The sequence below is a fragment of the Rhizobium indicum genome, from assembly GCF_005862305.2.
GTDB lineage: Bacteria > Pseudomonadota > Alphaproteobacteria > Rhizobiales > Rhizobiaceae > Rhizobium > Rhizobium indicum.
Window position 1 is genome coordinate 221,762 of record NZ_CP054023.1, and the last position, 26,989, is coordinate 248,750.

Here is a 26,989-nt window from a genome sequence, read left to right on the forward strand (position 1 = left end):
GCCAGATCCTCCTCGCCCGGCCTATTCGCGGCGCCATTCGACGCGGCGGTTCAGCGCATCGACATCGTCTTCGGTGAGGTTTGCGGTTGCCGTGACGTCCACCGGCTCGGATGCTCCGCGGCCTTCGGCGTCAATTGTCGCGTCGAGTCCGTGGCTCTTCAGGAAGTCGGCGACGGCCTGAGCGCGGCGTTCGGACAGCTTCTGATTATAGTCGTCGCCGCCGCGCCGGTCGGTGTGACCAACCAGGATGATGCGGCCGGGCTTCTGCTCCTTCAGCGCCTCCAGCAGCTCCTCAGCGGCTTCGGTGCCGATCGAGGTGAAGCTCGACTTGTTGAAATCGAAGGTGATCGGAACCGGAATGGAGACCGGCACGATGCCACGCACATTCTCGGAATAGATGCCGCCGAGCACGCCGCTGCGATGATCCTTCTCGGCCGGCACGAAGCGGCCTTCAGGATTGTCGCTCGTCGGGTTGGCGGCAAGGATGCGGGCCTGGGCGGCGCGCTGGATGAGATCGGAGATCGTCTCGGCAGGCGGCGCCTTCGGCGTGCGGGTCTCGTTCTTGATGATCTCGATCGCCTGCTGGTAATCGGCGGCGGCATCGGCGAAGCGGCGTGCGGAGAAATAGATCTCGCCGAGCGTGGCGGATGCCTGCCAGAGCACCTGCGGGCTGTCGGCAGCAACGAGCAGCGGCTCGTAATCGGCGACCGGTTGGTTGGCGGCCATCATCTCCTGGGCAGCGGAAAGCCTGAGGGCCGCGACGCGGCGCTGGGCGTTCACCTGGAACTGGCCGCAATCGGCGCTGACGGCGATCGCATCGGCCTCAGCCGCTGCAGTACCGATATCCTTGGCGGCAACGGCGGTATTCAGCTTGTCGAGAAGGGCGGTGCAAACAGGCGTATCGGCGTTTGCTACCTCGATCTCCTCGCCGGCTTGATCAGGTTCGGCGGAACGGCCGAGGTTTAGCTGCGGCATCTTGATGCTGAAACCGCCGGGAAGCTTGAATTGCGGCATCTTGATCTGCGGCATCGGCAGTTTCGGCATCTTCGTCTGCGAAGACTGGCTCGGCTGCTTGTACTGGGTGGGCTGCTTATATTGGGTCGGCCGGGTGGATGAGGTGGTGTCGGCCGGACCAATCAGTTCCAGTTCGTCGGCGGCCAGCTCCTGGCCGGGCGCCAGATTGGTGACGATCTTGTATTTCTTCGGCGGCGGCTGTGTGGCCTGCTCGACAGGCTTCGGCGCGACCTTTTTCGGGGCTGCCGGCTTCGGCTTTTCCACGACCGTTTCCGGCTTCTTGGCGACTTCCTTTTTCGTTACCGGCTTCGGCTTCGGAGCGGCCGCAGGTTTCGGCGCAACCGGCGGCTTTGCAGCCTGCTCGACCGGTTTCGCTGCGGGGGCGGCTGCGACGGGCGGGATGGCAGCCGGACTATCGACCGTCGTCAGCATCAGCGTCTTGCTGCTGATCTTGGTGCCGAGGCTGCGGGCTTCTTCAAGGCTGCGGGAAACGGCATCCATGCCGCCGTCGATCGAGCGGAACATGCCAGCGCCGCTACCGCCGAGATCGGCGAAGATGTTGAGCGGCTTGGAGGAATAGAAGACTTTGATCTGCTCCTGGCCGACCGGGCCAGAAACCTGCAGCTTGGCGCCGCTTGCCGGATCCGGCACCTGCACGCGCTTGCCGGCGCCGACAAGGGCGTCGGTCTGGTACTTGTTCGGGAAAAGCTTCACGACCGCGCCGTTCGGCGAGACGTTCAGCACCGTGACATAGGCATTCTCGGTCGACTGGATGAAGAGGCCGACAACTTCGCCGATGGCGTATTTGGCTTCAGCGCGATCGAAGGTGATGGTGACAGGCCCGGTCTGCGCCGGCGCTTCGGTCAATGTGCGTTCGTTCTGCGCCTCGACGGCGGGAACCACCGAAAAGAACGAAAGAAAGGTGGCTGCAGCCAGGATGGCTTTGCGGTTCGGCATTGAAAAACCTCCTCTTCGAACATCTCACACTGTGTTGAAGATGAGAATAGCACTGACTGGCGAAATTGGGATGGTTTCGCCTGTCTTGCTTGAGGGAGGGTTACAAATTATTTGGAGCCTGGAAGAATCCGCCAAGGCAAAGACGTGAGCAAGACTCACGCTCTGGAATAACCGGGGCCTGTTATAGTCCGTTCAACTGCGAGGAGGCGGTTAGTTCTTGGGTTTCTGCCCGGCTGATTTCAGAATCGAGATCAGGTCGCTCATTCCCTCGGGCGAGGAATTGTAGAGCCAGAGAATATCCGGATTGTCGACCGTGAATTCCTTGCCGGGGCCTGAGCCCATGTCGCGGCCGGGCGAGGTCGCATCGGGCAGCTTCGCCTCGCCGGGCGTCAACCCCTTGGCGCGTTCGTGTTCGGCGATGATCGCAGTCGCCGCAGCAAAGGCCTTCTCGTCATGTTGGCGCAGCGCTGCCAGCGAGGGGTTTCGCGCCGCAAGCGCGTCCTCAGTCGGGCCGGAATAGGCAAGCCGCGGGGTCTGCAGCGCTAGCAGCAGGCCGATCGACAAGGTTATGAGCCAGGATTTCGTCATCGTCGTCAAATCCGTCTTATTGGCGCCACTGCGCGACAAAAGCACGTCGCATTAAACTTGATTCATGCGACGTGCTTTCGCTCTTTGTTTTTATGCATGTCGTTGCCCCGGAACCGCTGCACCCTTCCGGGCGACATGCATAAGCGCCCCGAGAATAGGGAGAGGCCGGAAGGAAGGCAACGGCGCTCGGTGCCAATCGATTGGGAGGGTTGAAATCGGCTGGCAGCGGCGCTTTCGCTCTTTGTTTCATGCATGTCGTTGCCCCCTGCCACACAGTTCCGGGCGACATGTATCAGAGGATCTTCAATTGCTGCAGGCTAAGGCGCAGATCGCGCAGCATCTCGCCGAAGATCTCCTCGATCATTCCGGTCGACCAGACGACCATGGTGCCGTAGGGCGAGCGCTTGCGCTGCATGAAGCCTGCCGTCTCGAAATCGATCAGCGTCTTGCGGCAAGTCTCGCTCGACATTACCGCGACAAGGAAACGGGCGAGATTGGACTGGTCGATAGCGCCTGATTTATCAGCCCAGTTCTGGATCAGCCGCGGCTTGGTGTCGGCGGTGAACATCGAGGCGAGCGCACGATCCTGCGAGAGCCCCAGGCGCTGCAGCTTGGCCGAATCGCGGGTGAGCGAAACGACGTAATCATTGTGCAGATCGGCGAAGCGTTCGATATCCTCGGCGGTGCTGATGCCGAAGACCTTCATCGAATAGAGGAACTCGGCCATCAGATAGGTCGGCTCCGAACGCAGCTGCGCCAGATGCTTGTCGTCCTTGCTGGCTGAGGCGGCGCAGACGCGGTCTGAGAAACCTATTCTCGCCGCGCGAACCTGCTCCAGCAAGCTTATGTCGAGCGCCAGTTCGTCACCGTTCCATTCCAGCATAAGCATTTCCTGCCGATAAATCTTCGAGACGATGATCTTGTACTATCGCCGGCGCAGATCTCCAAATCGTTTGGAAAGCAACGGCTTGCTGAGAAGTCATATCTAGCCTACCATTTTTGAAAGACGTGACGGTCTTTTGGGGGTCGAGGCAATGCGTAGTTTTGGGTCGCATATCTTGTTTGCCGCGGCACTTGCGGTCGCCTCGCCGGTTTTCGCCAAAGATACGACGATCATCGAGCTTCGCGGCGGCGACGGCGCGCGCTCGGTCGGCATCATCTCTTCCAACGAGGAAGCGGAGGCATCCGGGCCGGCGGCGATCACCGTTGGCGACGACGGCACCATCTACATCCTCGACCAGAACAACGGCCGCGTGCTCGCGGTCGACGCCGAACGCTCGCAGGCCGATCCCGAAATCCTGCCGCTGCCGGAAAATGCCACGCCGGAGGACCTCGCCGTCGTTCACAACGAACTCTACCTCTGGTCCGACGGCGTCGTGCCGCTCGAGCGCTCCACCGATGCCGACGGCCGATCGCAGACGCTGCGCGCCGTCGACGGCGGCGGTGATGCCGACGACTACACCCGCTCGGTCTTCGCCTCCATGGGCTCGGTCTCGCCGGGGCCGCTGAACAGCATCATCGACGAGATCGGTCGCAGCACCAGCCGGCCCGAGGCCCGCCCGCCGATCATTCAATACGTGCCGAGCCGCGGGCTCGGCGATATCGTTGCCGAGGTCTCGGCTGCCGCAAACGACAAGGCGGAGATCCTGCTGCGACGCAGCAGCTCGGAGGAGAATTTCCTTTCGCTGCAGCTCGCCTCGGAAGGGCGGATCGGCACCGTCGAACTTCTCGACATCGACACGACAGGGAGGCCCTATGCGCTGGTCGAGCTTGTGCCCGCCGACCGGCCCGAGCGCACCGGCATGCTGGTGGTGCGCTTCACGCCGAACGGGGCGATGGACCGGGTTTACGACCTGCCGATCGAACCGGGCACGGTATTCTCCAGGCGCTTCGTGGCGATCGGTCCGCGCGGCGACGTACTTTATCTGCGCTCGCAGGAAAGTCGGGCGCAGGTGCTGCGGCTCGACGGCCGGGAGCCCGGTCGCAAGCTTGCCGTCGCCCGCCCGGCCAAGCAGCCGGCGGCCGGCAAGCCCGGCAAGACGCCGAAGGTGGCGATCGTGCCGAAATCGCGCAGCGACGTCATCGAGCGGGCAATCGGCTTCGAGACGATGAACTGGCTGGTGACACCAACCGCCTATGGCAGGGATCCCGGCCCGGGCTGCGTCAACATGAACCGGCTGCGCCGCCCGATCTACCTGATCGGCAAGCGCGGCCAGACGGTCAAGGGTGTTCCCTACTGCTGGGGCTGCAAGACGCCGCTCGAGAATTTCGTCGGCGGCGTGGAAAAGGGCCAGACCGCCGGCAACGTCTGCACCAAGAGCGCGCCGCAATCCAACATTCTCGGCGTCGACTGCTCCGGTTTCGTCAGCGACGCCTGGGGCCTGAAGATGCACGTTTCGACGCGCGCCATCCCCGGGATCACCAAGCGCCTCTCAGACCCCTGGTCGATGCGGCCGGGCGACGCGCTGAACAAGCCGGGCTCGCATGTGCTGTTGTTCATGCGCTTCACGGCCGATAAGAAGGTGGAGGTGATGGAGGCCTCGCCGAATGCCTGCAAGGGCCGCGTCTGCCGCAATACCTATTCGCTCGGCAGCCTGTTGATGCGCGGCTACCAGCCGGTGCGCTTCAAGGGGCTCGACGGCTGAACGGTCGGAAGCTCACGCCGCCGGTCTTGATGTCAGCCGCCGCTTCGCCATCGCCAGAAGCCCATTGATGGCGACGCTTGCAGTAATCCTGATAGGCCGGATGCTTGATGAAGTGGCTTGACGTGTCGCATGTGTGGGGTTGAAAAATCTCGGCCCGAGAGCGTTATCCGCCCGGACATAGACGAGGCTACAGATATAGAGCGCTCAAACAGCGTCATGTTGCCGCTGGCCCTACGTGAGAACTAAAAGAGTTCCTGCGAAAGGAATCTTATGGGCCAGTCGACCGTCTTCTCGATCATACTGCTGACAAAACGAAACCTTCCGAAGATGCGAGTTGTGTCCGTGAGCGGCGGCTTGCAGCGTTAACAGAGAGTGCCACGGCTACTGCGCCAGCTCCTGACGTAGCCAGCGAAAAACCTTCTTCTACAGAAACCATATCGATGTCGAGATCCGCATAATTCACCATGTAATACCCGGACGCAGTCCGTATGACCGCATCAGGCCGGATCAAAAGCAGGTCCTGAGCCATAGTCCCGATAAAAAGCGGGCCGCCCCAGACATAGCGGAATGCGTAGACTGGGATTCCGGAGGGCGAGGCGCCGATGCGACGAATTTGCGTCTTCAAGCGGCGATCCGAACTGTCCCATCCCCCACCGGGGCCGCCGCTGTCGGAGCTGCCAGAGTCAGAGCCGCCGCCCATGCCGCCGCCAGAGCTGGAGCCGGAGCTGGAATTCCCACCGGCACCGTTGTCGGAGCGGGCAAAAGCCGGTTCATTGCTCTTGGTGGCCACTCGTCGGACGGTGGGCGTGGTCTTCCTCGCAGGCGTGGCACTCCTGGCCGGTTCTTCGCTGGCGAACAGTGTTCTTGCGCCCGGGTCGAAGATGCAACTCTGCAGGATGGCGCCGGAGCCGGCGATGAATGTCGAGCACATGAGTACGCGGATGATGAGTTTGCTGGTCATGTAGGGCGCTCCCGGATCGCCGTTTCAGAAGAGATCATACCTTGGATTTCGCTTTACCCATGTCGCCCTGGCGAGCTCGACGAGCCTCGCGTCGAGCGATTTGGTTTTTGGCAGGGTCGTTCGTTCCTGAGCAGTCAACTCGGCGCTGAAGGCTTCTTCCGCCTCCTTCTTCGCCGCGCTTGGCAGTAATTTGAGTTCTGCCAGCGCCTGGTTCTTAGTGTCACCTATCCGTGGCTTGTTAACGGCGGCTGCGAGCGCGAAATAACGCGCCGCAATTACCATGTTCTCCGGATCCGCGACCTCATCTTTTGCGAGTCTGGCGCGATCAAGCGCGCCCCAATAATCGCCTCGTTCCGCGCCCATCTCCAACCACTTCACCGCGGCCGCTTTGTCGGCGTCAACGCCGATGCCGTCCCTGTACATGCGCCCGAGGTTCGTGGGGGCAAAAGGCTGGCCGCCTTCTGCTGCTTTGGTAAAAAGCTCCAGCGCTTTGCCGAGATCCTGAGGTACGGCCTTTCCCGACCGATACACCAGCGCGAGATTGTTCATCGAATAGATGTCATTACGTGCAAGGCCGGCCTCATAGAAGCGAATGCCGCGCTGCGGATCGGCGGGAACATTGACTCCATTAAGGAAGATGTAGCCGAGCTCGTTCATCGCAAAAGTATGTCCGAGGTCTGCCGATTGCAACATGAGCTTCAGGCCCTGCTGAGTATCGGACTTGACTCCTCGCCCGTAAAAGAGGCTTTTGCCGTAAGTGTATAAGGCGTAGGGGTCGTTCTTCTTGGCCCCTGCTTGTACGATTTCATTCGCTTTCGCAGGATTGGCTGGTACGGACGCGCCGACGATGTACAGGCTGGAAAGCTGGTCGATCGCTCTGACATGCCCGGCATCCATCGCCTTCTTGATCGTCGCGAAGGCCGTCTTCGTCTCGCGGTTGGCGAGCTGGGCGCGGCCGAGCTGATAGACGAAGCGCGCGACCTCGGGATAAGCCTTCATCGCCTCCGTGCAGGCTGGCACCGCCACGCTTGGATCGATCTCATTCGGCAGCTTGCCCGCGGTGACGCCCTGCAGGTCGAGCGGAGCTGCGGCCGCGCTATCGCAGGCATCGAGCGCCGGCTTGAAGGTGACGGTGGCCGGCGGCAAGTCGTCGTTGGCGGCCTGCAGCGTCAGGGCGAAAGGCTGGTTCTCAGTGCCGATCTGTGGCTCGTAGGCAAGCGCCGGAATATCGGCAGCTTCAAGCACGTGACCGAGCCCGATCACCCGGTCTCCGGCGCGTAGCGTGCCCTTGTCGGGCAGGGCCGCGACCTTGAAGGTCATCTCCGCGGCCGTTTCAGGCACGACCGGCAGGCTGGCTTCTACAGGGCCGACGCCGATCGTCGTGTCCACGTCGCGCGGCAGCGTCTTCAGATAGGCGTCGGCATCGGCCAGCCGCACCTGCTTTTCCTGTTCGAGCTGGGCGAGCTTGGCGCCGGCATCCGCCGAGACGGTGATCGCGATCACACCTTGCGTCGCCTGGCCGTAAGGGTCGCTCACGGTATAGCCGATCAGGCCGACGGTTCCGGCGGCAACACCCGATGAATCATAGGTCAGCGCCGTCAGTGCCGCGGCCGGAATTTTCGCGCCCTGCTCGACCGGCTTGCCGTCCAAGCTGAGCTTGCCGGTCTTGGGAAGCTGGTTGAGGGTGACGAGCAGCGCCGAGCCGGTCTCGTCATGCGGCGGGGCGATCGGCAATTTGGTCGTGGCCGCACCCTCCGGCACGCTCACCTGCTGCATCGGTTCGACGCTCGGCGGCGGCGGCGCCGGGATGAAATAGAAGCTGTCCATCAGGGAGGAGTTTTCCCAGGGGACCTGCTTGCCGTCGGTCATGGCGATCACGTCGCGGCGCACATCGGTTAGGACCTGGCGGATTTCCTTGTTGGGTTCGCTGGCGCGCTTGATGAAGGATTCGGAATAGGGGCTGAGCGCGCCGGTGCCATCGAGCGCCACCTGGCCGGGTTCCGTGGAAAAGGCGATGAGGCTGCCGAGATCGCTGTCGATGCGTGCAAGCCCGCGTGTGGCGCCGACCGGCTCCAGTTTTTCCGCCATCCAGAATTTCTGGGCATTGAAGGGATTGTTGCGGCAGGCGTCGAGGAAGATCAGCTGCACCCGCGAATTCTGCTTGAGATGGTTCAGGATGAGGTCGAGCGGCATGGTCTGCGTCTCGACGTCATAGGGCGTCTCCAGCGTCGCATCGACCGGCACGATGAAATTCTGGCCGCCCACCTGGATGCCATGGCCCGAATAGTAGATGAGGCCGGCCTCGGCATTGCTGGTCGAACGCAGGAAGCGGCGCACCGTATCTTCGAGCCCGATGCGGTCGACATTGACGCCGATCGTCACGTCGAAACCGGCCGCGCGCAACGTGGTCGCGACCTCTTCGACATCATTGGCAGGATTGGGAAGCGAGGGCAGCGTCTTGTAGACCGAGTTGCCGATGACCAGGGCGACGCGGCGCCCGCTCTCCTCGGTGACGGCTGCATGTACCGTGCCTATCGATAGCAGCATTGCTGCGATGATCAGCAGATAAGCGCACAGTCTCTTGACGCAGTGAAACTTGGGCATGGCTCGATCGCAAACATTCTATTGTCTAAGTTCAATAAAATTTGCTGGCCTGCTGGTGCTGGGCCCCCTCCGCATTCACATTTCAAAACTATTCCTCGGCGCTCTAAAAAGCAAGCTTCGCCGCCTCCAAGTGAATTGGAGCAGTCCCGTCAGATTGGAAGCCCGTCGTCGACAAGAAAGACTGTAAAAATCAGGAATTTAACATGCGGCCGGTGAAGGTTCCTTAGCCTAGAAACGTATAGTTGCTGATCGAGGCCGGTTTCATCTCGATGGAGAAGCCCGGCAGGGTGGGCGGCATGTAGGCGGCGTTCTCGATCAGGCAGGGGTCGAGGAAGTGTTCGTGCAGGTGATCGACATATTCGATGACGCGACCTTCTTTGGTCCCCGACACCGCGACGTAATCGATCATCGACAGATGCTGCACATATTCGCAGAGGCCGACGCCGCCCGCATGCGGCCAGACGGGCAGGTCGAACTTGGCGGCGATCAAGAGCACGGCCAGAACCTCGTTCAGCCCACCCATGCGGCAGGAATCGATCTGCACGATGTCGATCGCGCCCTCGGCGATGAACTGCTTGAACATGATGCGGTTCTGGCACATCTCGCCGGTCGCGACCTTCACCGGGCCGATCGCCTGGCGGATCTTGCGGTGGCCGGCGACATCGTCGGGGCTTGTGGGTTCCTCGATGAAGAAGGGCTTGGCGAAGGAAAGCGCCTTCACCCAGTCGATCGCCTGCCCGACGTCCCAGACCTGGTTGGCATCGATCATCAGGTAGCGGTCGGGGCCGATCACCTCGCGGGCGATCCTGAGGCGGCGGATATCGTCTTCGAGATCGCGGCCGACCTTCATCTTGATATGGTTGAAACCGGCGTCAATCGCTTCCTGGCAAAGGCGGCGCAGCTTTTCGTCGCCGTAGCCCAGCCAGCCGGCCGAGGTCGTGTAGCAGGCATAGCCTTCCTTTTCGAGGATGGCGATGCGTTCCGCCTTGCCCGCCTCGGCGCGTTTCAGGATCTCGATCGCCTCCTCGCGCGTCAGCACGTCGGTGAGATAGCGGTAATCGACGATATCGGCGATCTCCTCCGGCGACATTTCGGCCACGAGTCGCCAGACGGGCTTGCCGGCCTGTTTGGCGAGCAGATCCCAGACGGCATTGACGACCGCGCCGGTCGCCAGATGAATGGCGCCCTTTTCCGGGCCGATCCAGCGCAGCTGGCTGTCGCTCGTCAGGTGCCGCCAGAATGTGCCGGGATGGGCGAGAACTTCAGTGAGGTCGGCGCCGACGACGAGGTGGCGCATCGCTTCGATCGCCATGCAGCAAATGTCGTTGCCGCGGCCGATGGTAAAGGTCAGGCCGTGGCCGGCAAGATCAGGCGCATCCGTATCGAGAATGACGTAGGCCGCCGAATAATCCGGATCGGGGTTCATCGCATCGGATCCATCCAGGCTTTGCGACGTGGGAAAGCGGAGATCAAAGACACGAAGGTCGGTGATGCGGGTCATGGTGTTTCTCCCGATTATATGGGCCGATTATAGAGAGCCGATTGCAGCGGCCGGGCCGGCCGGCCGCATCCGCTGAAATCAGATTGTCCAGCCACCGTCGATGGCGATCGCCTGGCCCGACGTGTAGGTCGCGCCGGCGAGATAGACGGCGAGATCGGCGATCTCTTCCGGCGAGCCGAGCCGGCCCATCGGCTGGCGGGCGATGAAGGCAGCGCGCGCTGCATCGTAATCGCCCTGCGCCCGCATGCGATCCTGCAGCGACGGGCTTTCCACCGTGCCCGGGCAGATGGCGTTGCAGCGGATGCCCTGACCGACGTAATCGGCGGCGACGGCTTTGGTGAGTCCGATCACCGCCGCCTTGGTGACGCCATAGGCGAAGCGGTTCGGCACGCCCTTGATGCTGGAGGCGACGGAGGCCATGTTGATGATCGCCCCGTCCTTGCGCTCGATCATGCCGGGCAGCACGGCGCGGATGGTGCGGATCATCGCCTTGACGTTGAGGTCGAAAGCGAATTCGAGATCGGAATCCGTCATCTCGAGGATTGAGCCGGCATGGACGAAACCGGCGCAGTTGAACAGCACGTCGACGGCTCCGATCTCGGCGACCAGAGCCTTGACCGCATCCTCTTCGAGCACGTTCAGCTTATGGGTGGAGACGCCGGTTTGCGCAGCAAGCGTCGCCAGCGCCTCGGTGTTGATATCAGTCGCGTGAACCTTGGCGCCGATTGCGGCGAAGGCTGCCGCCGTCGCCCGGCCGATGCCCTGGCCGGCGGCGGTAATGAGAACGGTCTTGCCGGAAAGTCTGTTTGTCATATCACGGGCCTTTTCTGGAATGTCTACGCTGGACTATGGAGTGCGGTTGATGTCTTGGCGAAGCTCGGTCGTGATGGAACGCCTCGTCCGCCATTCGCCCTCTTTGCGCGTTTCGACCGGGTTCTGGCAAGATGCGCGCGGCTCTCTGTCTTAAATGGAGGAGTTGCCACGGTTGCAAAGGCGGGCCGGCGCCGGATCCCACCGATCGGCTGCATTTTAGTCGACCTTCGCCGGCTCCAGGGCCGATGACCATTCCCATGCGCTGCATGGTCTTCCTCCCTGTCGCCGCCCTGTTCTTCAGTGATGATTTGTCTGTTTATAGACAAACAGACGATTGGCCAAGGGTCAAGTGCGAAGTTTTCCTTTTCCGGCTGCGGTTCTGCGTATATGCAGGGTGATATTCACAGGGGGAAGGAATGGAGACCGACGAGTCCGACCGCTACCGCGCTCCTGCCCTCGACAAGGGCCTCGATATCCTGGAGCTGCTCGCCGGCGTTGACAGCGGTCTCACCCAGGCCGAAATCGCCAAGCGGCTCGACCGCAGCCCCAACGAATTCTACCGCATGCTCGATCGCTTGGTACGCCGCGGTTACGTCACCCGGCTGGATGGCGACCGCTACTCGTTGACGCTGAAGCTCTTCGGCCTTGCGCAGCTGCACGCGCCGGTGCGCCGGCTCGCCTCTTACGCCACCCCGCTGATGCGCGATCTTGCCCAGCGCACGCGCCAGGCCAATCACCTTGCCGTCTTCGATAGGGGTGCTGCCGTCGTCATCGCCCAGCAGGAGGCGCCGGACTATTGGGGGTTTTCGATCCGCATCGGCGCCCATATCAGCCTCTTCGACACCGGGTCTGGGCACGTGCTGCTGGCCTTCCGCAGCGAGGAGGAGCGGGAGATGATGGTCTCCGAACATGTGCGCAGCCGCGCGGACGTCGAACTCGGGCCCGAATTCTACGACCGTCTCGACCAGATCCGCGAGCGCGGCTACGAGATGATGGCGAGCGCCCAGACATCCGGCGTCTACAATCTCTCCGCTCCCGTTCTCGGGCCGGACCGCCGCTGCATTGCCGCCCTCACCTGCCCCTTTATCGCACTCGTCAATGCGCCGTCCGCTCCCGATATCACTCAGGCGATCACACTGGTGCAGAAGGCGGCGGCCCAGCTTTCGCTGCTTGCCGGCGCCGATGTCGTCAATTCCGGCTGACGGCTGGGAATTTCTATTTGAATAATCCATTCACCAGGGATAGTTTCACGACACCATTCTGGGAGGAAGAGCGTGTTCATCGACACCCATCTGCATATCATCGATCGCTCGGCGCTGCCCTATCCCTGGCTCTCCGGCGCGCCTGATCTCGATCATGATTTCCTCTACGAGACCTATGCGACCGAGGCCCGGCGCTGCGGCATCACCACGGTGCTGCATATGGAGGTCGATGTCGATCCCGCCGCCATGCAGGCCGAGACCGATCACGTCGCCAGGATCGCCAAACGGGAAGGCAGTCTGATTGCCGGCGCCATTGTCTCCTGCCGGCCGGAAGAGCAAGGCTTTGCCGCCTATCTCGAGCGGCAAAAGGCCGATCCCTTCGTCAAGGGGTTCCGCCGCGTGCTGCATGTCGTGCCCGATGATGTCTCCGAAGGCGCCCTGTTTCGCGAAAACATCAGGCGCATCAGCGGCAGCGGCCTGACCTTCGACCTTTGCACCTTGCCGCATCAAGCGGACCGTGTGACCGCCCTCGTCGATCTTGCGCCCGACGTGCAGTTCGTACTCGACCATTGCGGCGTGCCGGATATCCGCTCGGATGCCTTTGAGCCCTGGAAGGCCGGCATATCGGAGATCGCCCGGCGGCCGAACGTCGTCTGCAAGATTTCCGGCGTTGTCGCCTATACCGATGCGAAGACATGGACGGCGCAAACGCTGCAGCCCTATATCGAACATGTGACCGCAAGTTTCGGCTGGGACCGCGTCGTCTGGGGCAGCGACTGGCCGGTCTGCACGCTCGGTGGCGGCCTCTCTACCTGGGTCGCGGCGACCCATGCGATGCTTTCCGGCGTGAGCGAGGCGGAGCGTTCCAAGTTGCTTTTCGTTAACGCACAGCGCCTCTGGTCGCTCTGACGTCACAAAATAAAGCGACCGGTCTCCTGGACGTGCCATTTCGGCATGTTTTTTGTACCATTCCGGGACAAAAAGGGCCCGATTTTCGGGTTTAACTCTATCTACATGCAAGCAATTGCTAGCCTTATTTATCTCGGCTAAAAGTTGTTGACACGGATATGGCGAATAACCCCTTGTCCGCTGCCTTCAGAAGGGAAATGAGATGAAAGAAGAACCGCATTCCGTCGATGTTCACGTCGGAAAGACGATCCGCATCCAGCGTCTATTGAGGAAAGTTTCTCAGACGGAACTGGGCGATCGTGTGGGCGTAACGTTCCAGCAGATCCAGAAATACGAAAAGGGTTCCAACCGCGTTTCCGCCAGCATGCTGGTCGAAATCGCCGGCGCGCTCAAGGTCGATGTCAGGACGTTTTTCGACGATCTGTCGACCCCTGATACGGCCAACGACAACGCCGCTCCCAGCGAGGAATTCGTTATTTCGCGCGAAGGCGTGCTTCTCAATGCGGCGTTCTTTTCGATCAAGAACGAAGCGCTTCGCAAGAAGATCCTGAAGCTCGTCCAGGCGATTGCCAACACCGGACAGCTGGATACTGAAGCGGCCGAATAGACCGGTTGTCCTTCACGCGCTCCGAACGGACCGCATGAGGATCAATGGCGGTTGATCGAGATCAATAGCAATCGATCGGGCTCAATGGCGATCGATCAGGATCAGATTCTCGCTGGCATCCTTCATTGCGATCTTGGCTTTGCTGCCGAGCAGCTTCTCGAGATTGACGTCAAGCTCCCTGTCGGGGTCTATGCCGTCCCAATCGATGACGACCTGCAGCAGCGCCATGTTCGTCAGATGCGTCAGATTGCGCAGCTGAAGCTTTTCAGCCTCATCCTTGGCCGCCGACAGCAGCCGGAAGATCCTTGCATATTCGCTGCCGGTACCTTCGTTGTGTTGTTCAAACATCGTTCCCGCCCTCTTTGGTCGTGGAACCCTACGATTCCATCATTACTGCATCTTCCGCCGCGACCGTTATTCAAGCGTTACAGGAACCGCGTTGCGCGTGACTTCGGCGTGCAGGAGCTCCCAGTGCGAGGTCGCAGCAAAGCGCCAGTCACGGTTGACAGGGCGGAATTTGTCCCGGCGCAGCCATTCCAGCACCAGTAACGCGTCGTTGCGCTTGCGCTCGACACGGCTGCCGCGGATGGCGGCGAGGATATGGTCGCGGCGCGGCTTGCGGAAATGGCACTCGTCGGCCACCTTCGCATAGGTGCGCTCGGAGAAATGCAGGAAGCGGCCGGCCAGCAACAGCTTCTTGCGCTCGCCGGGCGAAATCTCGCCTTTGGCGTGAAGCGCATCGATGGTCGGCTCGAAATCGACCCAGGGAACGGAAAGCGGCAGCCAGCCGAGCTCCTGCGGCGCATGCACTAGCGCGACGGCCTCGTCGTCGAGCAGCCGTCCGGACTCGTAATCTTCGAAGATCGAGCCCAGCCCGACCATGCCGAAGGGCTCGCATTCGGCTGCCCGCAACGCCCCCATGCTGGCGCCGCCGGCAACGGCGACATCGTGTTCGAGTGCGTAAAGTATTTCCTTGTGCCAGACCGAAGGCAGATCGCCGAAATAGCCGTCGACGAGACCGATCGCGGTGGCGCCGTCCTGAACGGCCTTCAGGATGTCGCCGGCGGCGGCCGGCGGCCGGAAATTGATGCGAGGAGACATGGCCCTTGCCGCGGCAAGATCGCTGCCAAGGCTCGGGCCGACGAACAGCACCTTCATGATTCGGCTCCTCTCATAGTGTTGACCGCGCGCAGGCCGAGCTGGATGTATTGGCCTGAGATATCGACCTCCAGTCCCGGCACGACCACCCTGACGACGGAAACCGGCAGGGCCGGGTGCGGAAACGGCACGACGACGATCTGCTCGATGCCGGTCGCCGCCAGCCGGTCGGCAATATGGCCGATGGTTTCCTGGATCGTCGCCGGGCGGCGATCGCGGGCCTGGAACGAGCGCATCCGGCCGCTGTCCTCGCAGAGTTCGACCACCTGCTGCATCGCCGCACTCCTGTCGAGCCGCTGATAGATGCGCGGCGAAAAATCGTCGCGGCTGCCGGCAATCGCGGTCAGCCGGCTCTGCGCCGCTTCGGTGATGGCGCGCAGCGCGGCGCGCACGGGATCGGGATGGCAGCCGCAGCCACCGCAGACATGCGACCAGCGCGCGTCGACACGGTCGGAAAGGTTGCCTGGCATGATGACGGCCAGAAAAGCGGGAACGCCGATATCCGTCGTCATGTCGAGCAACAGCAGTTTCATGCCGGCGCGGGTAATCCGGTCGGTCATGACGTCGATGACTGCATCGCCGAAGGAGGCGGGGTCGATGCGGCTCTCCTTCAGGCGCTCGGGCGATTTCAGCTGGGTCAAGGCCCAGGCGTCGCGCTCCACCAACTCGCAAAGCCCATGCAGGACCGCTTCGGACGGCGTGTTGCCGGAGGCGAGCCCATCGCTCGACTGCTCGAAGCCCGGCGGCCTCTCGCCGCGATGGTCGAGACCGACGAGCCACCAGGGCACGAAGACGCTGCTGCCGGAAAGAATGTCGAGCCCGGAGCACCAGGGAATGGGACCTCTGCCGATTTCGTCGGGCGCGCAGCGTGCGACATTGTCGAGATCGATCATCGCGGCACGCTCCGCCCGCATGCTCTCGACCGTCGCCTGCGTCAGGTCGGTGGGGGCAATTTCGGCGATCCGCGTCTCGACTGCTTCCATCGCCGCCGAGGCCATGGCGGCATCGTTGTCGATACCCTTGCCCTGAAAGACCGACAGCGTATGGCTGTTCGGCCTCGTTGCGAAGGCGACGGGGATGTTCACAACGTCGAGTGCGGTCAGCAGACCGACGCGCGTAATGCCGAATTCGCGCATATGCGGCCTGATGGCCGCCAATGTCTGAGCCGGCGTGACGGCGCGGTCATGATAGTCGCTGACGCCGGCCGATGATCGTTCGAGGTCACCGGCAAGCGCTTCAAGGTCGGTGAAAGCAGACATACCGATTTGTTCCTTAGCGGAACCTCAGCGCATGTGTCAGGCTCTCGAGCGCATTGGCGGAAACGGTGAGCTCGTCCTGCTTCATGGCTGCCTTGGCGGCTGCAGAGAAGCGCAGTGACTGTGTCTGAGCTGCGGTGGTGTCAGCATTCGTCTTCATGTTTCATCTCCGATTGGTTAGGCAGCGCCTTGCTGCCGTTAACCTTCGGAGGGAAACATTGCCTGCGTCATTTAAGCGTTACAGGCTTCATTAAAAGGCGGTGCATCAGGGAAGTCCGGCAAGTTGCAGGCCCTGTATCAGCGGTTCCGTATAGGCGGGATCGCGATCTGGGACGAAATGACGGATGTCCTCACTGCGGAAATCGGGGAAGTTTTCCAACACTATCCTGGCGTAATTCCCAGCCTTGCCCCTATCGCCTGCCATGGCATGCGAGGCGGCGAGCAGACGGGCCGTTGCCTGCTTCGCCTTCACCGGTTCCAGCGCCTCGATCGCCATTTCATATTCTTCGCGCATGAAGTGGATGCCGCCGAGGTTCCAGTAATAATAGTCCGGCGGCAGCGGATTGAGTTTGAAGGCAGCGCGGCTGAGCTCCAGAGCTCGATCGAAATCGCCATCATGGGAAAGCGCGTCGGCATAGTCGGCCAGGATGTCGGCATCGTTGGGATTGAGATCCTGGGCTTGCTGAAAATATTCCAGGCTTTCGTCGAAGCGGCGCCGATAAAGCGCCACGAAGCCGAGCTCGCGATAGGCCCGGCCGCTGTTCGGGTCGGACTGCTGTGCCTGCCGGGCAGCGCCGTTCGCTTCGTCGAGCAGTTCCTTGTCCCGCATGCCGCGGATCAGCCATTCCATGCCGAGCGCGCGTGACATGCCGGCATGGGCGGCGGAGAAATGTTCATAACGATTGAGCGAGGATTTGAACCATTTGCGCGCCTGGCGCAGATGCTGCAAGTCGGTCTGGGCGATCAGCCGCTTGCCTTCCAGGTAGAGACGGTAGGCGGACGGCGGCACGTCGCCGATCGGCATCGCCAGTTCGTGACGCTCGATCGTGTCGGCAAGCGAGGATACGATCCGTCGCGTCAGATGCGCGAAGGATTCGCTGATCTTCTGCATGACCAGCGGCAGTTCGATGGCCCAGATCACCTCCGATGTCGTCGTCCGCGTCAGCCGGCAGGTCGCATAGACATCCTCGTCGCGGCCCTGGATGGTGACGTAGACCGCATAGTCGAAGCTGAGGTCGAGCGGACCGGGCACGGCACGGGACGGATCGATCGAACGGCTGAGGATTTCCAGGCTCGTATGCGCCGCGATCACCTTGAAGCCGCGCTGCTGGCTGAGGCCGATGGTGACGTCTTCGAGAAGCGCCCTGCCGACGCGCTCCATCAGCGGATCGGTGAAGATGCTTTCCGGCGGCAGGATGATGATACGCGGCTGACCAAGCGGACCGACGGAAAGGTTAGGCGCCGACTGAGGATGTCCCGACGTTGCCTGTGCTGCCGGCACCAGGTTAAGTTCGCGGGCAAGAGCGGTGGTGCTTTCTTCCGGCTCGGTGTCGAAGTCGTCCTTCAGCTGGCTCTTGCACTTCAGATAGGCCTGACGCGCCGCTGCCGGATCGTTCATCCTGACATAGGTGCGCATCAAGGCGCGATAGGCCGTCTCGCTGGCAGGGTCGAGTTCCAGCAGGCGCCTGGCAAGCGTGACCTGCTCTTCATCCGATCTGTCTTCTGATGTCTCGACCAGCCGGGCGAGATGGGCGGAGCGCAACTCGTCGACCCGCTGGCGCTCAAAGGTCAGCCAGTCCTCGGCGCCCTGCGTCGGCGATTTGACGCCTTCGAGCAAGTCGCCGTTCAGCAGGTCGCCGTCTTCGGGTGCGAGCGGCCTTTTCTGTTTCAGGATATGAACGTCGACCTCCCAGCCATCGGCAAGGCCGATATGTGTTCGGGTCGCGGCAAGCAGCGGTGGAAGGCCGGCGGGAATGCTTTGTTCGATGCGCGCCAGCAGTTGGCGAAGGCTGCCCGCCCGCTTTTCCGGCAGCTCCGATTGCCAGAGTTGTCGCCTGACGGTTTCGCGGTCGAGTTCGAAATTGGGTTCGGCGGCGAGCATGGCGAGGAGAAGATAAGACTTCTCCGGCAAGGGGAGTTCCTTCCCCGCCGCCATCAATCGCGGTCTTCCGAGCAGGCACAGCCTGTTCGTCAGCATCTGCCGGATGTCCATCGCATCTCGGTTCTCACCCCTGAAAGCCAAGGCGCACAAGCGCACCGGCGGTCAAGAAATCATGTTAAAGCTATAAAGCCGCCGCGCATAGCGGCTTTGCTATAAAAAGAAGAAATTTCAGCGACTATTTGCATTTTCGCGTGTCGCTCGCCGAGAAGATGCTTTGCCGATATTTTAGATGGCAGACGTTTTGCGTTCCTTGGCGGCAGGTTATTGAGCTGTCGACGGTCCTTGTCACCCGCTATTCCCAACCAAGTCGCGGCCGCGCTACAGGCCGAGCGCCTTGATGTGCTCGATCGAACGCCGGGCGAAGCGGCGCCAGTCGGCCGGATTGTCATGCTCGGTGACGATATGCTCAGCTTTTGTCTCGCGGAAGAGTGGTACGAATTTTTCCCAGTCGATGATACCGTCGCCGGTCGCAGCCCAACCGTCTTCCGTCGTGGTGCCCTTCGGCGCCATGTCCTTCATCTGGATAGCGATAATGCGGTCGGCGAACCTCTTCAGTTCGGCGGCCGGATCGGCACCGGCGCGGGTGATCCAGCCGCAATCGATCTCGAACCCGACAGTGTCGCCACCACCAGCGAAGATATGGTCGATCGGCCGCGAACCGTCGGCCAGCGCAAGGAATTCGAAATCGTGATTGTGCCAGGCAACCTTGAGCCCGTGTTCCTCCGCCTGCTCAGCGCCTTCAGCCAATTGCGCGCCGAGGTTCTTCCAATAATTCGCCGTCGTGCCGCGCTTTTCCGGCGCGACATAGGGCGGGATCATGATGGTGGCGCCCATCGTCAGCGCGATGTCGATGAAGCGCTGCGGCTCCTCGACCAGCCCTTTCAGCGGCATGTGAAAGCAGTGGCATTTCAGCCCGGCGTCGTCGAGCGCCGTGCGGAAAGCCTTGGCATCGGCCTCGTAGGCCGGAAGCCAGGGTTCGATCGCGTCGTAGCCGAAAGCCTTCAGCTCGGGAAACTGGGCAAAAAGCGGCGGAAAATTGCGCGAAGAGTAAAGCTGGTAGGAGATCGGATAGGTCAAGTCTTTGCTCCCATTCGTGCCGGCCTCAGCTTCGGCCGGTGGTGCTTTCCCGGATGACGAGATCCGGCTCGATCATGGTGACACGCGGATCGGGCAGCGCGTCCTTGGCGGCGACGAGCCGCATCAGTCGCTCGACGGCAAGTTCGGTGACGATATCGACGGCGTAGTTGACGCTCGAAATCGGCGTCGCCGCATGTTCGGCGAATTCGATATTGTCGAAGCCGATGATGGCGACATCTTTCGGCACGTTCACGCCGTTCTTCTGGCACCAGCGCAAGGCGCCGATCGCAAGGGAATCATTGGCGGCGAAGACGCCGGTCGGCCGGTTGGCGGTGCTCATCAGCTGGTCCATCGCCCAATAGCCCTTCATCACCGAATGGCCCTGCGGGTCGGCCGTCAGCACCGGCTCAAAGGTGATGCCGGCTTCCGAAAGCGCCTGTAGGTAACCTTCGCTCTTTTCCAGATTGCCGAGCGGATTGGCGCTGTCGATGATGCCGATCCTGCGATGGCCGGTATCGATCAGATGCCGCGTCGCCTTATAGGCGCCGCACCTCTCATCGACGCAGACCGCGTCAATGCCGGAATCCGGGTCGCCGACGAGCAGCACGATCGGATAGTTCGACTGGCGGATCTTGCGGATATGATCGAGCTTGCGATGGCTGCGGGGATAGATGAGCATGCCGTCGACCTGGCGCGAGCGGAACATTTCCAGCGCCCTGATCTCCTCCTCCGGATCGTTGTTGGAGGTGGCAAACAGCGTACCGTAGCCCCTGTCGGCCAGCTCCAGTTCGATCGCCTGCGCGGTGCGCATCAGCGTCGGATTGGTGATGTCGGTGAGGATAAGGCCGATCGTCTTCGTCTCGCGGCTGACCAGCGACTGGGCGATATGGTTCGGCAGGTAATTCAGCGCCTCGGCGATGGTGCGGATCAGCTGGCGCGTTTCCTCCGGGATGCGCGGACTGCCGCGAAGCGCCAGCGAGACCGTGTTCACGGAAAATCCGGTCTTGTCGGCAATGTCTTTGAGGCGGACGCTCGATCTGGTCATCGTGAGGGCGGCTATATGTCCTGATGCTTAATCTTCCTTCCATAACCTTCCCCAGTGGAAAGTAAAAGTTTCCACTGGGGAAAGCGGAAGCTTCCACGGGGACAGCCACGGGATACCACCCCATGGCTTTCCTCGATCCCCATTATTTTCCTTCGGCATGCAGCCGTTTGATGCCCTGATACTGCAGGCAGTCAGGATGCATCTCCATCAGCTCGATGCGGTTGCCGTCGGGATCCTCGATCCAGGCCTGGCGATTGCCGTCGAGCCCCGGCTTGATCTCGGCGGTGAGCTTGATGCCGCCCGCCTGGATCCTCTCGGCCGTCGCATCCAGATCATCGATGGTGAAGCACATATGGTTGACGCCGTTGGCGTTCCAGCCGGGCGCCCGGTCGTTTTCAGCACCAGGGAAAATTTCGAGATAGTGGTCGTCGGTGATGCGGAGATAGACGAGCCAGGTCGAGCCGTCCTCGTTCTTCAGGCGCAGCATCTCGGGAAAACCAAGGCGTTCGCGGTAGAAGTCGAGCGAGGCGTCGAGGTCCTTGACCTTGATGGCGACATGGCCGTAGCCGGTTATTCCAAGCATGTTTCCTCCTCACGGGCGGCGTCGGTCGCCGCCGTCAACGGTTTTTCGATCAACAGAAGCCAATTTTGAATTAACGATAATACAAGATCACAATTGTACGCACCGCGCGCAATTGTCAACCGCCGGCGGATTCAATCCCAATCAGGCCCCCAGTCGGGATCGATGGTGCGCTGGTTGCGGTCGAGCGTCTCTATGAGGGTGATCTCCTCCTGTTTCAGCTGCAGTTCGCCGGCTGCGAAATTCGAACGGATGCGTTCGGCCCGGCTCGACGTCGGAATGGCGCAATAGCCCTTGGCGAGTTCGAAGGCGATGATTACCTGCTCGACCGTGGCAGCGTGATTGTCGGCGATCGAGCCGAGCACCGGATCACCCGAAAGCGTGCCGCGGGCTATCGGCAGATAGCAGGTGACGAGGATGTCGTTCCGCTGGCAGTATTCCGCAAGTTTCTTGTTCTGGATCAGTGGGTTGAGTTCGAACTGATTGTTGACGATCCGCCCCTTTCCGCCGATCGCTTCTGCCTGTTGCAGCAGTGCGATGGTGAAGTTGGAGACGCCGATCAGCCGTGTCAGGCCCCTCTCCTGCGCCTCGACGATCTGTGAGAGATAGACCTCCAGGGGAATGGCGCCGTTGGGCGCTGGCCAATGAATGAGCGTCAGGTCGACCTGGTCGATACGCATCGCTTCCAGGCTCTTTTCGAGCGAAGGGATGAGCTTGCCTTCGCCGAAATGGTCGGTCGAGATCTTCGTCGTCATGAAGACCTCGCGTCGCGCAATGCCGGACCGGCGCAGCGCTTCGCCGGTCTCGAATTCGGTGTCATAGGTCTGCGCGGTATCGAGATGCCGGTAGCCCGTTTCCAGCGCGCAGAGGATGGCACCTATGCCATCCTTGCCGTTGCGGCCATAGGTGCCGAAACCCAGTTTCGGTATAAGTTGCTGATTTTGCATATGATATCCCTTTCTTTTCGGTCGTGTCCGGTCCGCTTTGTAGAGCTTATCGCCAGTTTCGAGCGATAGCAGGCAAAAATCGCCTGTTGACGCATGGGTATTTTTGATCTTAGTTTAACGATAATACAAGCGTGCTTCAGGTTTGGTCCGATGTGGGAGCGTTGGGTCTGGGAGGAAGAGATGCAACTACGCTGGAGCCGGATGATGCCCCAGCTGGCTCTCGCGCCGGCTGTCGCCGTCACCTTCGTCGCATTCATCGGCGCAATCGGCTGGACGGCATGGCTATCGCTGACGCGCAGCCGCCGCGTCCCGGAATATGAGATCAATTGGAGTGAGTGGACGCGCCAGTATGAGCGGCTCTTCAACGATGCCGGCTGGGCGATCTCGCTGCACAACCTGGTCATTCTTGGCATCGGCAGCGCCCTTGCCATAGTCTTCGGTTTCATCCTCGCTGCGATGATCGATCGCGAATGGCGCGGCGAGAGTTTCTTCCGCACGGTCTTCCTCTATCCGCTCGCCGTCTCGCTGATCGTCACGGGTGCTGCCTGGCGCTGGATCTTCAATCCGCAGCTCGGGCTTCAGAATTTCCTGCACGGCCTCGGCTTCACCTCGGTCAGCTTCAACTGGCTGGCGAGCCCCGAGACCGCCATGTACGCGATCATTCTCGCCTCGATCTGGCAGAGCTCCGGCTTCTACATGGCGCTGATGCTATCAGGCCTGAAATCGATCAACACCGAAATCTGGAGTGCCGCGCGCCTCGACGGCGTCAGCTTCTGGCGGCTCTATCTGGAGATCATCATCCCGATGATGAAGTTCACCTTCATCACCTGCGCCATCCTGCTGTCGCTCGGCGTCATCAAGGCCTATGACGTGATCGTGGCGATGACCAATGGCGGGCCTGGCAATTCCACCTGGGTTCCGGCCTATTTCACCATCAACGCGCTCTCGGCCAAGAGCAATATCGGCTATGCCTCGGCCGCCGCGATCACCATGCTTGTAATCACCGCGCTGATCTTCCTGCCGCTGGTGCTGATCACCACCTGGCAACAGCGCCGGGCGAACGGGGGTTCGCGATGACCATGGTGACGCAAGCAGCAGCGCTGGAAGATGCGACGAACGCTTCACCCGGCCCGCGCCAGCCTTTCTTCCCCCGCAAGAAGAAACGCATTCCCGGGCGCTCGATCGCCATATTGCTGTTCCTGACGATGTGCGCGCTGTTCTTCTGCATCCCTCTCTATGTCGTGGTCGTCACCTCGTTCAAGACGATGGACCAGATCCGCGAGGGCGCGATCTTCTCGCTGCCGCATGTCTGGACGCTCGAGGCCTGGGACCACGCCTGGAACAAGGCCTGCTCCGGCATCAACTGCAACGGGTTGAAGGTCGGCTTCTGGAATTCGGTGCTGATCCTCTGCCCGTCGCTGATCCTGTCGATCGCCTTGTCGATCATCACAGGTTATGCGCTGGCGCTCTGGAATGTGCGCTGGGCGAATGCTTTCCTGTTCCTGCTCTTCATCTGCGCCTTCGTGCCCTTCCAGGTCATCATGTATCCGCTGATCCGCATCACCGCGGCGATCGGCATCTACGGCACACTCTGGGGCATCGCCGTGGTGCACGCGGTGCTCGCCATGCCGGTGCTGACGCTGATCTTCCGCAATTATTACAAGGATATTCCGCAGGAGATCATGCGGGCCGCGATCATCGATTCCGGTTCCTTCTGGCGGATTTTCATCGAGATCATCCTGCCGATGTCGGGCAATATCCTGATCGTCGTGCTGATCCTGCAGATCACGTCGATCTGGAACGACTATCTGATTGGCGTCACCTTCGGCGGGCTCGGCACGCAGCCGATGACCGTCATCCTTGCCAATCTCATCACCGTGTCCACCGGCGTCGTCGCCTATAACGACAATATGGCGGCTGCCCTGCTCACCGCCATTCCGCCCCTCGTCATCTATTTCCTCGTCGGCAAGTTCTTCGTTCAGGGGATCACTGCCGGCGCGATCAAGGGTTGATCCATGCCGCGTGTTTCCTTCGAACATATCGTCAAGTCGTTCGGCACGGTGACGATCCTCGACGATCTCAATCTCGCGGTCGAGGATGGCGATTTCCTGGTTTTGCTCGGCCCCTCCGGCTGCGGCAAGACCACGCTGCTCAATCTGCTCGCCGGCCTGCTCGAAGTCTCCGACGGCCGCATCATGATCGGCGAGCGCGACGTCACCGATCTCGACCCCAGGGATCGCGGCCTGGCCATGGTCTTCCAGTCCTATGCGCTCTATCCGACCAAGACCGTCTACGGAAACCTGAAATTCGGCCTTGCCGCAAGCCGCCTCGACCGGGCGGAGGTCGAGCAGCGCATTGCCGCTACCGCCAGGCTGCTGCAGATCGAGCCGCTGCTTGCCCGCAAGCCCGGGCAGCTCTCCGGCGGTCAGCGCCAGCGCGTTGCGATCGGCCGCGCCCTCGTCAAGCAGGCCGGCGTCATCCTCTTCGACGAGCCGCTGTCGAACCTCGACGCGAAGCTTCGCACCGAGATGCGTCTGGAGATCAAGAAACTGCACGACACGCTGAAACCGACCGTCGTCTATGTCACCCATGACCAGATCGAGGCGATGACCATGGCGACGAAGATCGCGGTGATGGATGGCGGCGTCATCCAGCAATTCGGTACGCCCGACGAGATTTACGGCAAACCCGCCAATCTTTTCGTCGCCGGTTTCATCGGCGCGCCGGCGATGAATCTCCGCCCGGCGCGGTTGAAGGTGGATGGCCATTGCGTCAAGGCGGGCTTCGATACCGGCGATGTCATCGATCTCGGCGACTATGGTTTTTCGCAGCGGCCGGAAAGCGGCGCCGAGGTCGTCATCGGCCTCAGGCCCGAGCATTTCGTCGCCGCCGATCAGCCGGTCGCCAATACAGCGGCAAGCTTCGAGCTGCCGCTCAGACATGCCGAACGCACAGGCTCCGATGCCACCGCCTATCTCGGCTTCGGCGACCAATTGCTGGCGCTGCGCGTCGATCCGGACCGCGCCGCCGGTTTCAGCGCCGGCCAGAGGCTGCGTGCCGATTTTCCGCGCGGCAAGGTCAACGTCTTCGACGCTCGCACCGGGCGACGCATGTGAATGAGCAACCAAAGGGAGGAATGGAAATGATGAACAGGATACTTGCCGGCATCACCGCAGCCGTACTCGCGGGCGCCGCCCCCTTAAGCGCGCACGCGACCGATCTCGTGATCTACCACACCTGGTCGGCGCCGCCTGAAGTGGCGGCGCTGAACGTGCTCAAAAAGAACCTGGAGGCCAAAGGCGACAGCTGGACCGACATCGCCATCCCGCATGACACCGGCTCCAACGTCAATCTGATGAACCTCGTTGCCGGCGGCAACCCGCCGAACCTGTTCATGGAGTCAAATCCCGGCGTCTATCGCGATCTGACGAAAGCCGGACTCGGTCGGCCGCTGACCGATTTCTTCAAGGAGCATGGCTATCCGGACAAGTATCCGGATGCCGTGGCCCATTCGATGGTCGTCGATGACCAGGTCATGAAGGTGCCGACCGCGCTGCACATTGACGGCATGGTCTATTACAATATGGATGTCGCCAAGAAAGTCGGCATCGATCCGACGGCCTGGAAATCGCTCGACGAAATGTTTGCCGACTTCGACAAGATCAAGGCGGCCGGCGTCATTCCGCTGGCCGTCGGCGGCCAGCAATGGCAGGTGGGCTACCTCACCCATGCGCTGGCGGCGGCGATCGGCGGACCGGACTTCTTCAACAAGATCTATGGCGAAAAGCCCGATCCCGCCGTCTTCGATACGCCGGAATTCCGCCAGGTGTTCGACTATCTGCGCAAATTCCAGCAGGCGGCCGACGAAGGCTCGGCCAACCGCGAATGGAACCTCACCACCAATCTCGTCATCACCGGCAAGGCGCTGATGCAGATCCATGGCGACTGGATGAAGGGCGAATGGTTGGCGGCCGGCAAGACCGCCGGCAAGGATTTCGGCTGCATCCAGATCCCCGGCGCTAAAGCCGTGGCTGCCAGCGTCGACAGCTGGGGCCTGCTTGGCGGCCAGCCTGCTGACAAGGACAAGGCCGAACTCGACTTTGCCTCGATCGTCGTCGATCCGAATGTCCAGGCGGAATTCGCCAAGGCCAAGGGCTCGACCCCGGTGCGCCTCGATGCGCCTCAAGACAGTCTCGACGCCTGCTCCAAGGAAGTGCTCCGCATCGTTGCCGATCCGAAGCATCAGGTACAGAACCCGCACGCGATCAGCGACGCCGACTGGGAGAACTCGATCTGGGACGTGGCCTTCAACTTCTGGAGCGATCCCGAGATGAGCGTCGACGACGCGATCGCCAAGATCAAGGAAAACTACAAGACCATTCTCGGCTAGAGCAGCGGTTCGACGCTTCTCCCGAAGGGGCGGTCCGTTTCCGAAACGGCGGGCCGTCCCGCCCCATCGCAGAAAGGAATACCGATGGACAAGCGTTTGCTTGATGAAGATGCCGTCATGCAGATCTGCTTCGTGACCGACGATGTGCAGAAATCCGCTGCCTGGTTCTCGGAACTGACCGGCAAGCCGGTTCCGCCGGAAGGCAAAGCCGCCGAGCCGGATGAGGCGCAGGCGATCTACAACGGCAAGCCCGCCGAGGTCGGCTGCCGCATCATCATGTTCAAGTTCGGCAACATCGACGTCGAGTTCCTGCAGCCCGGTCCGGAGAAAAGCGCCTGGCGCGATCTGCTGGAGGAGAAAGGCCCCGGTTGCCACCACATCGCCTTCAAGACGAAGAATCTCACCGAGCGAAACCGCTATCTGGAAGACAAGGGCCACCGCCTGCTCCAGCGTGGCGAATTCGACGGCGGCCACGGACGCTATGCCTATTACGACACAGTACCCGATCTGGGCGTCATGATCGAACTGCTGGAATTCGACAGCGACAAGGAAGTCCAGCCGAAGCAGGCCTGAG

General features: G+C 61.5%; 25 protein-coding genes. 9 read left to right on the forward strand and 16 right to left on the reverse strand.

Annotation, left to right across the window (positions count from 1 at the left end; translation table 11 throughout):
* Nucleotides 1-21: 21 nt before the first annotated feature.
* The 3 genes from FFM53_RS30765 to FFM53_RS30775 form a co-directional block, all read right to left on the reverse strand.
* Nucleotides 22-1,971: a DUF4384 domain-containing protein gene (locus FFM53_RS30765; protein ID WP_138389850.1), complete on the reverse strand. Its 1,950-nt coding sequence runs from the start codon at nucleotides 1,969-1,971 to the stop codon at nucleotides 22-24.
* A 210-nt stretch (nucleotides 1,972-2,181) separates the two neighbouring features.
* Nucleotides 2,182-2,559 (reverse strand): hypothetical protein, encoded by a 378-nt coding sequence (locus FFM53_RS30770; RefSeq protein ID WP_138389849.1) that lies wholly within the window; start codon nucleotides 2,557-2,559, stop codon nucleotides 2,182-2,184.
* A 292-nt stretch (nucleotides 2,560-2,851) separates the two neighbouring features.
* Nucleotides 2,852-3,442 carry a hypothetical protein gene (locus FFM53_RS30775; RefSeq protein ID WP_011655317.1) on the reverse strand — a complete coding sequence of 197 codons (591 nt, stop codon included), beginning with the start codon at nucleotides 3,440-3,442 and terminating at the stop codon, nucleotides 2,852-2,854.
* A 151-nt stretch (nucleotides 3,443-3,593) separates the two neighbouring features.
* On the opposite strand from FFM53_RS30775, the gene FFM53_RS30780 reads away from it, so the two are divergent.
* Nucleotides 3,594-5,204 carry an NHL repeat-containing protein gene (locus FFM53_RS30780; RefSeq protein WP_138389848.1) on the forward strand — a complete coding sequence of 537 codons (1,611 nt, stop codon included), beginning with the start codon at nucleotides 3,594-3,596 and terminating at the stop codon, nucleotides 5,202-5,204.
* Between the two features lie 295 nt (nucleotides 5,205-5,499).
* Here FFM53_RS30780 and FFM53_RS36640 read toward each other — a convergent pair whose 3' ends face one another.
* The 4 genes from FFM53_RS36640 to FFM53_RS30800 form a co-directional block, all read right to left on the reverse strand.
* Nucleotides 5,500-6,165, reverse strand: coding sequence for a tail fiber domain-containing protein (locus tag FFM53_RS36640; protein WP_246413342.1), 666 nt, complete (start codon nucleotides 6,163-6,165; stop codon nucleotides 5,500-5,502).
* 24 nt (nucleotides 6,166-6,189) lie between these two features.
* Nucleotides 6,190-8,769: a caspase family protein gene (locus FFM53_RS30790; RefSeq protein ID WP_138389846.1), complete on the reverse strand. Its 2,580-nt coding sequence runs from the start codon at nucleotides 8,767-8,769 to the stop codon at nucleotides 6,190-6,192.
* Between the two features lie 223 nt (nucleotides 8,770-8,992).
* Nucleotides 8,993-10,270 carry an L-fuconate dehydratase gene (locus FFM53_RS30795; protein ID WP_138389845.1) on the reverse strand — a complete coding sequence of 426 codons (1,278 nt, stop codon included), beginning with the start codon at nucleotides 10,268-10,270 and terminating at the stop codon, nucleotides 8,993-8,995.
* A gap of 78 nt (nucleotides 10,271-10,348) precedes the next feature.
* The gene (locus FFM53_RS30800; protein WP_138389844.1) at nucleotides 10,349-11,083 is read right to left on the reverse strand and encodes an SDR family oxidoreductase; all 735 of its coding nucleotides are present in this window, start codon (nucleotides 11,081-11,083) and stop codon (nucleotides 10,349-10,351) included.
* A gap of 416 nt (nucleotides 11,084-11,499) precedes the next feature.
* Between FFM53_RS30800 and FFM53_RS30805 the strand changes: the two genes are divergently transcribed.
* The 3 genes from FFM53_RS30805 (at nucleotide 11,500) to FFM53_RS30815 (ending at nucleotide 13,801) form a co-directional block, all read left to right on the forward strand.
* Complete coding sequence (locus tag FFM53_RS30805; RefSeq protein WP_138389843.1) at nucleotides 11,500-12,285, forward strand: IclR family transcriptional regulator; 786 nt, start codon at nucleotides 11,500-11,502, stop codon at nucleotides 12,283-12,285.
* Nucleotides 12,286-12,357: 72 nt separating this feature from the next.
* The gene (locus FFM53_RS30810; protein WP_138389842.1) at nucleotides 12,358-13,194 is read left to right on the forward strand and encodes an amidohydrolase family protein; all 837 of its coding nucleotides are present in this window, start codon (nucleotides 12,358-12,360) and stop codon (nucleotides 13,192-13,194) included.
* 202 nt (nucleotides 13,195-13,396) lie between these two features.
* Complete coding sequence (locus FFM53_RS30815; RefSeq protein ID WP_025397650.1) at nucleotides 13,397-13,801, forward strand: helix-turn-helix domain-containing protein; 405 nt, start codon at nucleotides 13,397-13,399, stop codon at nucleotides 13,799-13,801.
* Nucleotides 13,802-13,882: 81 nt separating this feature from the next.
* Here FFM53_RS30815 and FFM53_RS30820 read toward each other — a convergent pair whose 3' ends face one another.
* From FFM53_RS30820 to FFM53_RS30860, 9 genes are all read right to left on the reverse strand, one after another.
* Nucleotides 13,883-14,149 carry a hypothetical protein gene (locus tag FFM53_RS30820; RefSeq protein ID WP_138331511.1) on the reverse strand — a complete coding sequence of 89 codons (267 nt, stop codon included), beginning with the start codon at nucleotides 14,147-14,149 and terminating at the stop codon, nucleotides 13,883-13,885.
* 66 nt (nucleotides 14,150-14,215) lie between these two features.
* Complete coding sequence (locus FFM53_RS30825; RefSeq protein ID WP_138389841.1) at nucleotides 14,216-14,959, reverse strand: TfuA-like protein; 744 nt, start codon at nucleotides 14,957-14,959, stop codon at nucleotides 14,216-14,218.
* Nucleotides 14,956-16,218, reverse strand: a complete 1,263-nt coding sequence (locus FFM53_RS30830) for a YcaO-like family protein (protein WP_138389840.1) — start codon at nucleotides 16,216-16,218, stop codon at nucleotides 14,956-14,958. Before FFM53_RS30830 ends, FFM53_RS30825 begins: the two co-directional genes overlap by 4 nt.
* Nucleotides 16,219-16,231: 13 nt before the next feature.
* On the reverse strand, nucleotides 16,232-16,375 hold the full coding sequence (locus FFM53_RS30835) for a hypothetical protein (RefSeq protein WP_171598191.1): 144 nt from the start codon (nucleotides 16,373-16,375) through the stop codon (nucleotides 16,232-16,234).
* A 105-nt stretch (nucleotides 16,376-16,480) separates the two neighbouring features.
* The gene (locus tag FFM53_RS30840; protein ID WP_138389839.1) at nucleotides 16,481-18,427 is read right to left on the reverse strand and encodes an AfsR/SARP family transcriptional regulator; all 1,947 of its coding nucleotides are present in this window, start codon (nucleotides 18,425-18,427) and stop codon (nucleotides 16,481-16,483) included.
* A gap of 267 nt (nucleotides 18,428-18,694) precedes the next feature.
* Nucleotides 18,695-19,453, reverse strand: coding sequence for a sugar phosphate isomerase/epimerase family protein (locus FFM53_RS30845; protein WP_138331515.1), 759 nt, complete (start codon nucleotides 19,451-19,453; stop codon nucleotides 18,695-18,697).
* A 25-nt stretch (nucleotides 19,454-19,478) separates the two neighbouring features.
* Nucleotides 19,479-20,498: a LacI family DNA-binding transcriptional regulator gene (locus FFM53_RS30850; RefSeq protein ID WP_138331516.1), complete on the reverse strand. Its 1,020-nt coding sequence runs from the start codon at nucleotides 20,496-20,498 to the stop codon at nucleotides 19,479-19,481.
* 142 nt (nucleotides 20,499-20,640) lie between these two features.
* Complete coding sequence (locus tag FFM53_RS30855) at nucleotides 20,641-21,081, reverse strand: VOC family protein (RefSeq protein WP_138331517.1); 441 nt, start codon at nucleotides 21,079-21,081, stop codon at nucleotides 20,641-20,643.
* 131 nt (nucleotides 21,082-21,212) lie between these two features.
* The gene (locus FFM53_RS30860; protein WP_138389838.1) at nucleotides 21,213-22,025 is read right to left on the reverse strand and encodes an aldo/keto reductase; all 813 of its coding nucleotides are present in this window, start codon (nucleotides 22,023-22,025) and stop codon (nucleotides 21,213-21,215) included.
* A gap of 180 nt (nucleotides 22,026-22,205) precedes the next feature.
* Between FFM53_RS30860 and FFM53_RS30865 the strand changes: the two genes are divergently transcribed.
* The 5 genes from FFM53_RS30865 (at nucleotide 22,206) to FFM53_RS30885 (ending at nucleotide 26,988) form a co-directional block, all read left to right on the forward strand.
* The gene (locus FFM53_RS30865) at nucleotides 22,206-23,102 is read left to right on the forward strand and encodes a carbohydrate ABC transporter permease (protein WP_032986887.1); all 897 of its coding nucleotides are present in this window, start codon (nucleotides 22,206-22,208) and stop codon (nucleotides 23,100-23,102) included.
* Nucleotides 23,099-24,037: a carbohydrate ABC transporter permease gene (locus FFM53_RS30870; protein ID WP_138389837.1), complete on the forward strand. Its 939-nt coding sequence runs from the start codon at nucleotides 23,099-23,101 to the stop codon at nucleotides 24,035-24,037. The genes FFM53_RS30865 and FFM53_RS30870 overlap by 4 nt, the downstream gene beginning before the upstream one ends.
* A gap of 3 nt (nucleotides 24,038-24,040) precedes the next feature.
* The gene (locus tag FFM53_RS30875) at nucleotides 24,041-25,141 is read left to right on the forward strand and encodes an ABC transporter ATP-binding protein (RefSeq protein ID WP_138389836.1); all 1,101 of its coding nucleotides are present in this window, start codon (nucleotides 24,041-24,043) and stop codon (nucleotides 25,139-25,141) included.
* 26 nt (nucleotides 25,142-25,167) lie between these two features.
* A complete protein-coding gene (locus tag FFM53_RS30880) occupies nucleotides 25,168-26,415 on the forward strand; it encodes an ABC transporter substrate-binding protein (protein ID WP_138389835.1) in 1,248 nt (415 codons plus the stop codon).
* A gap of 84 nt (nucleotides 26,416-26,499) precedes the next feature.
* The gene (locus FFM53_RS30885) at nucleotides 26,500-26,988 is read left to right on the forward strand and encodes a VOC family protein (protein ID WP_138389834.1); all 489 of its coding nucleotides are present in this window, start codon (nucleotides 26,500-26,502) and stop codon (nucleotides 26,986-26,988) included.
* The last annotated feature ends 1 nt before the right edge of the window (nucleotide 26,989 follow it).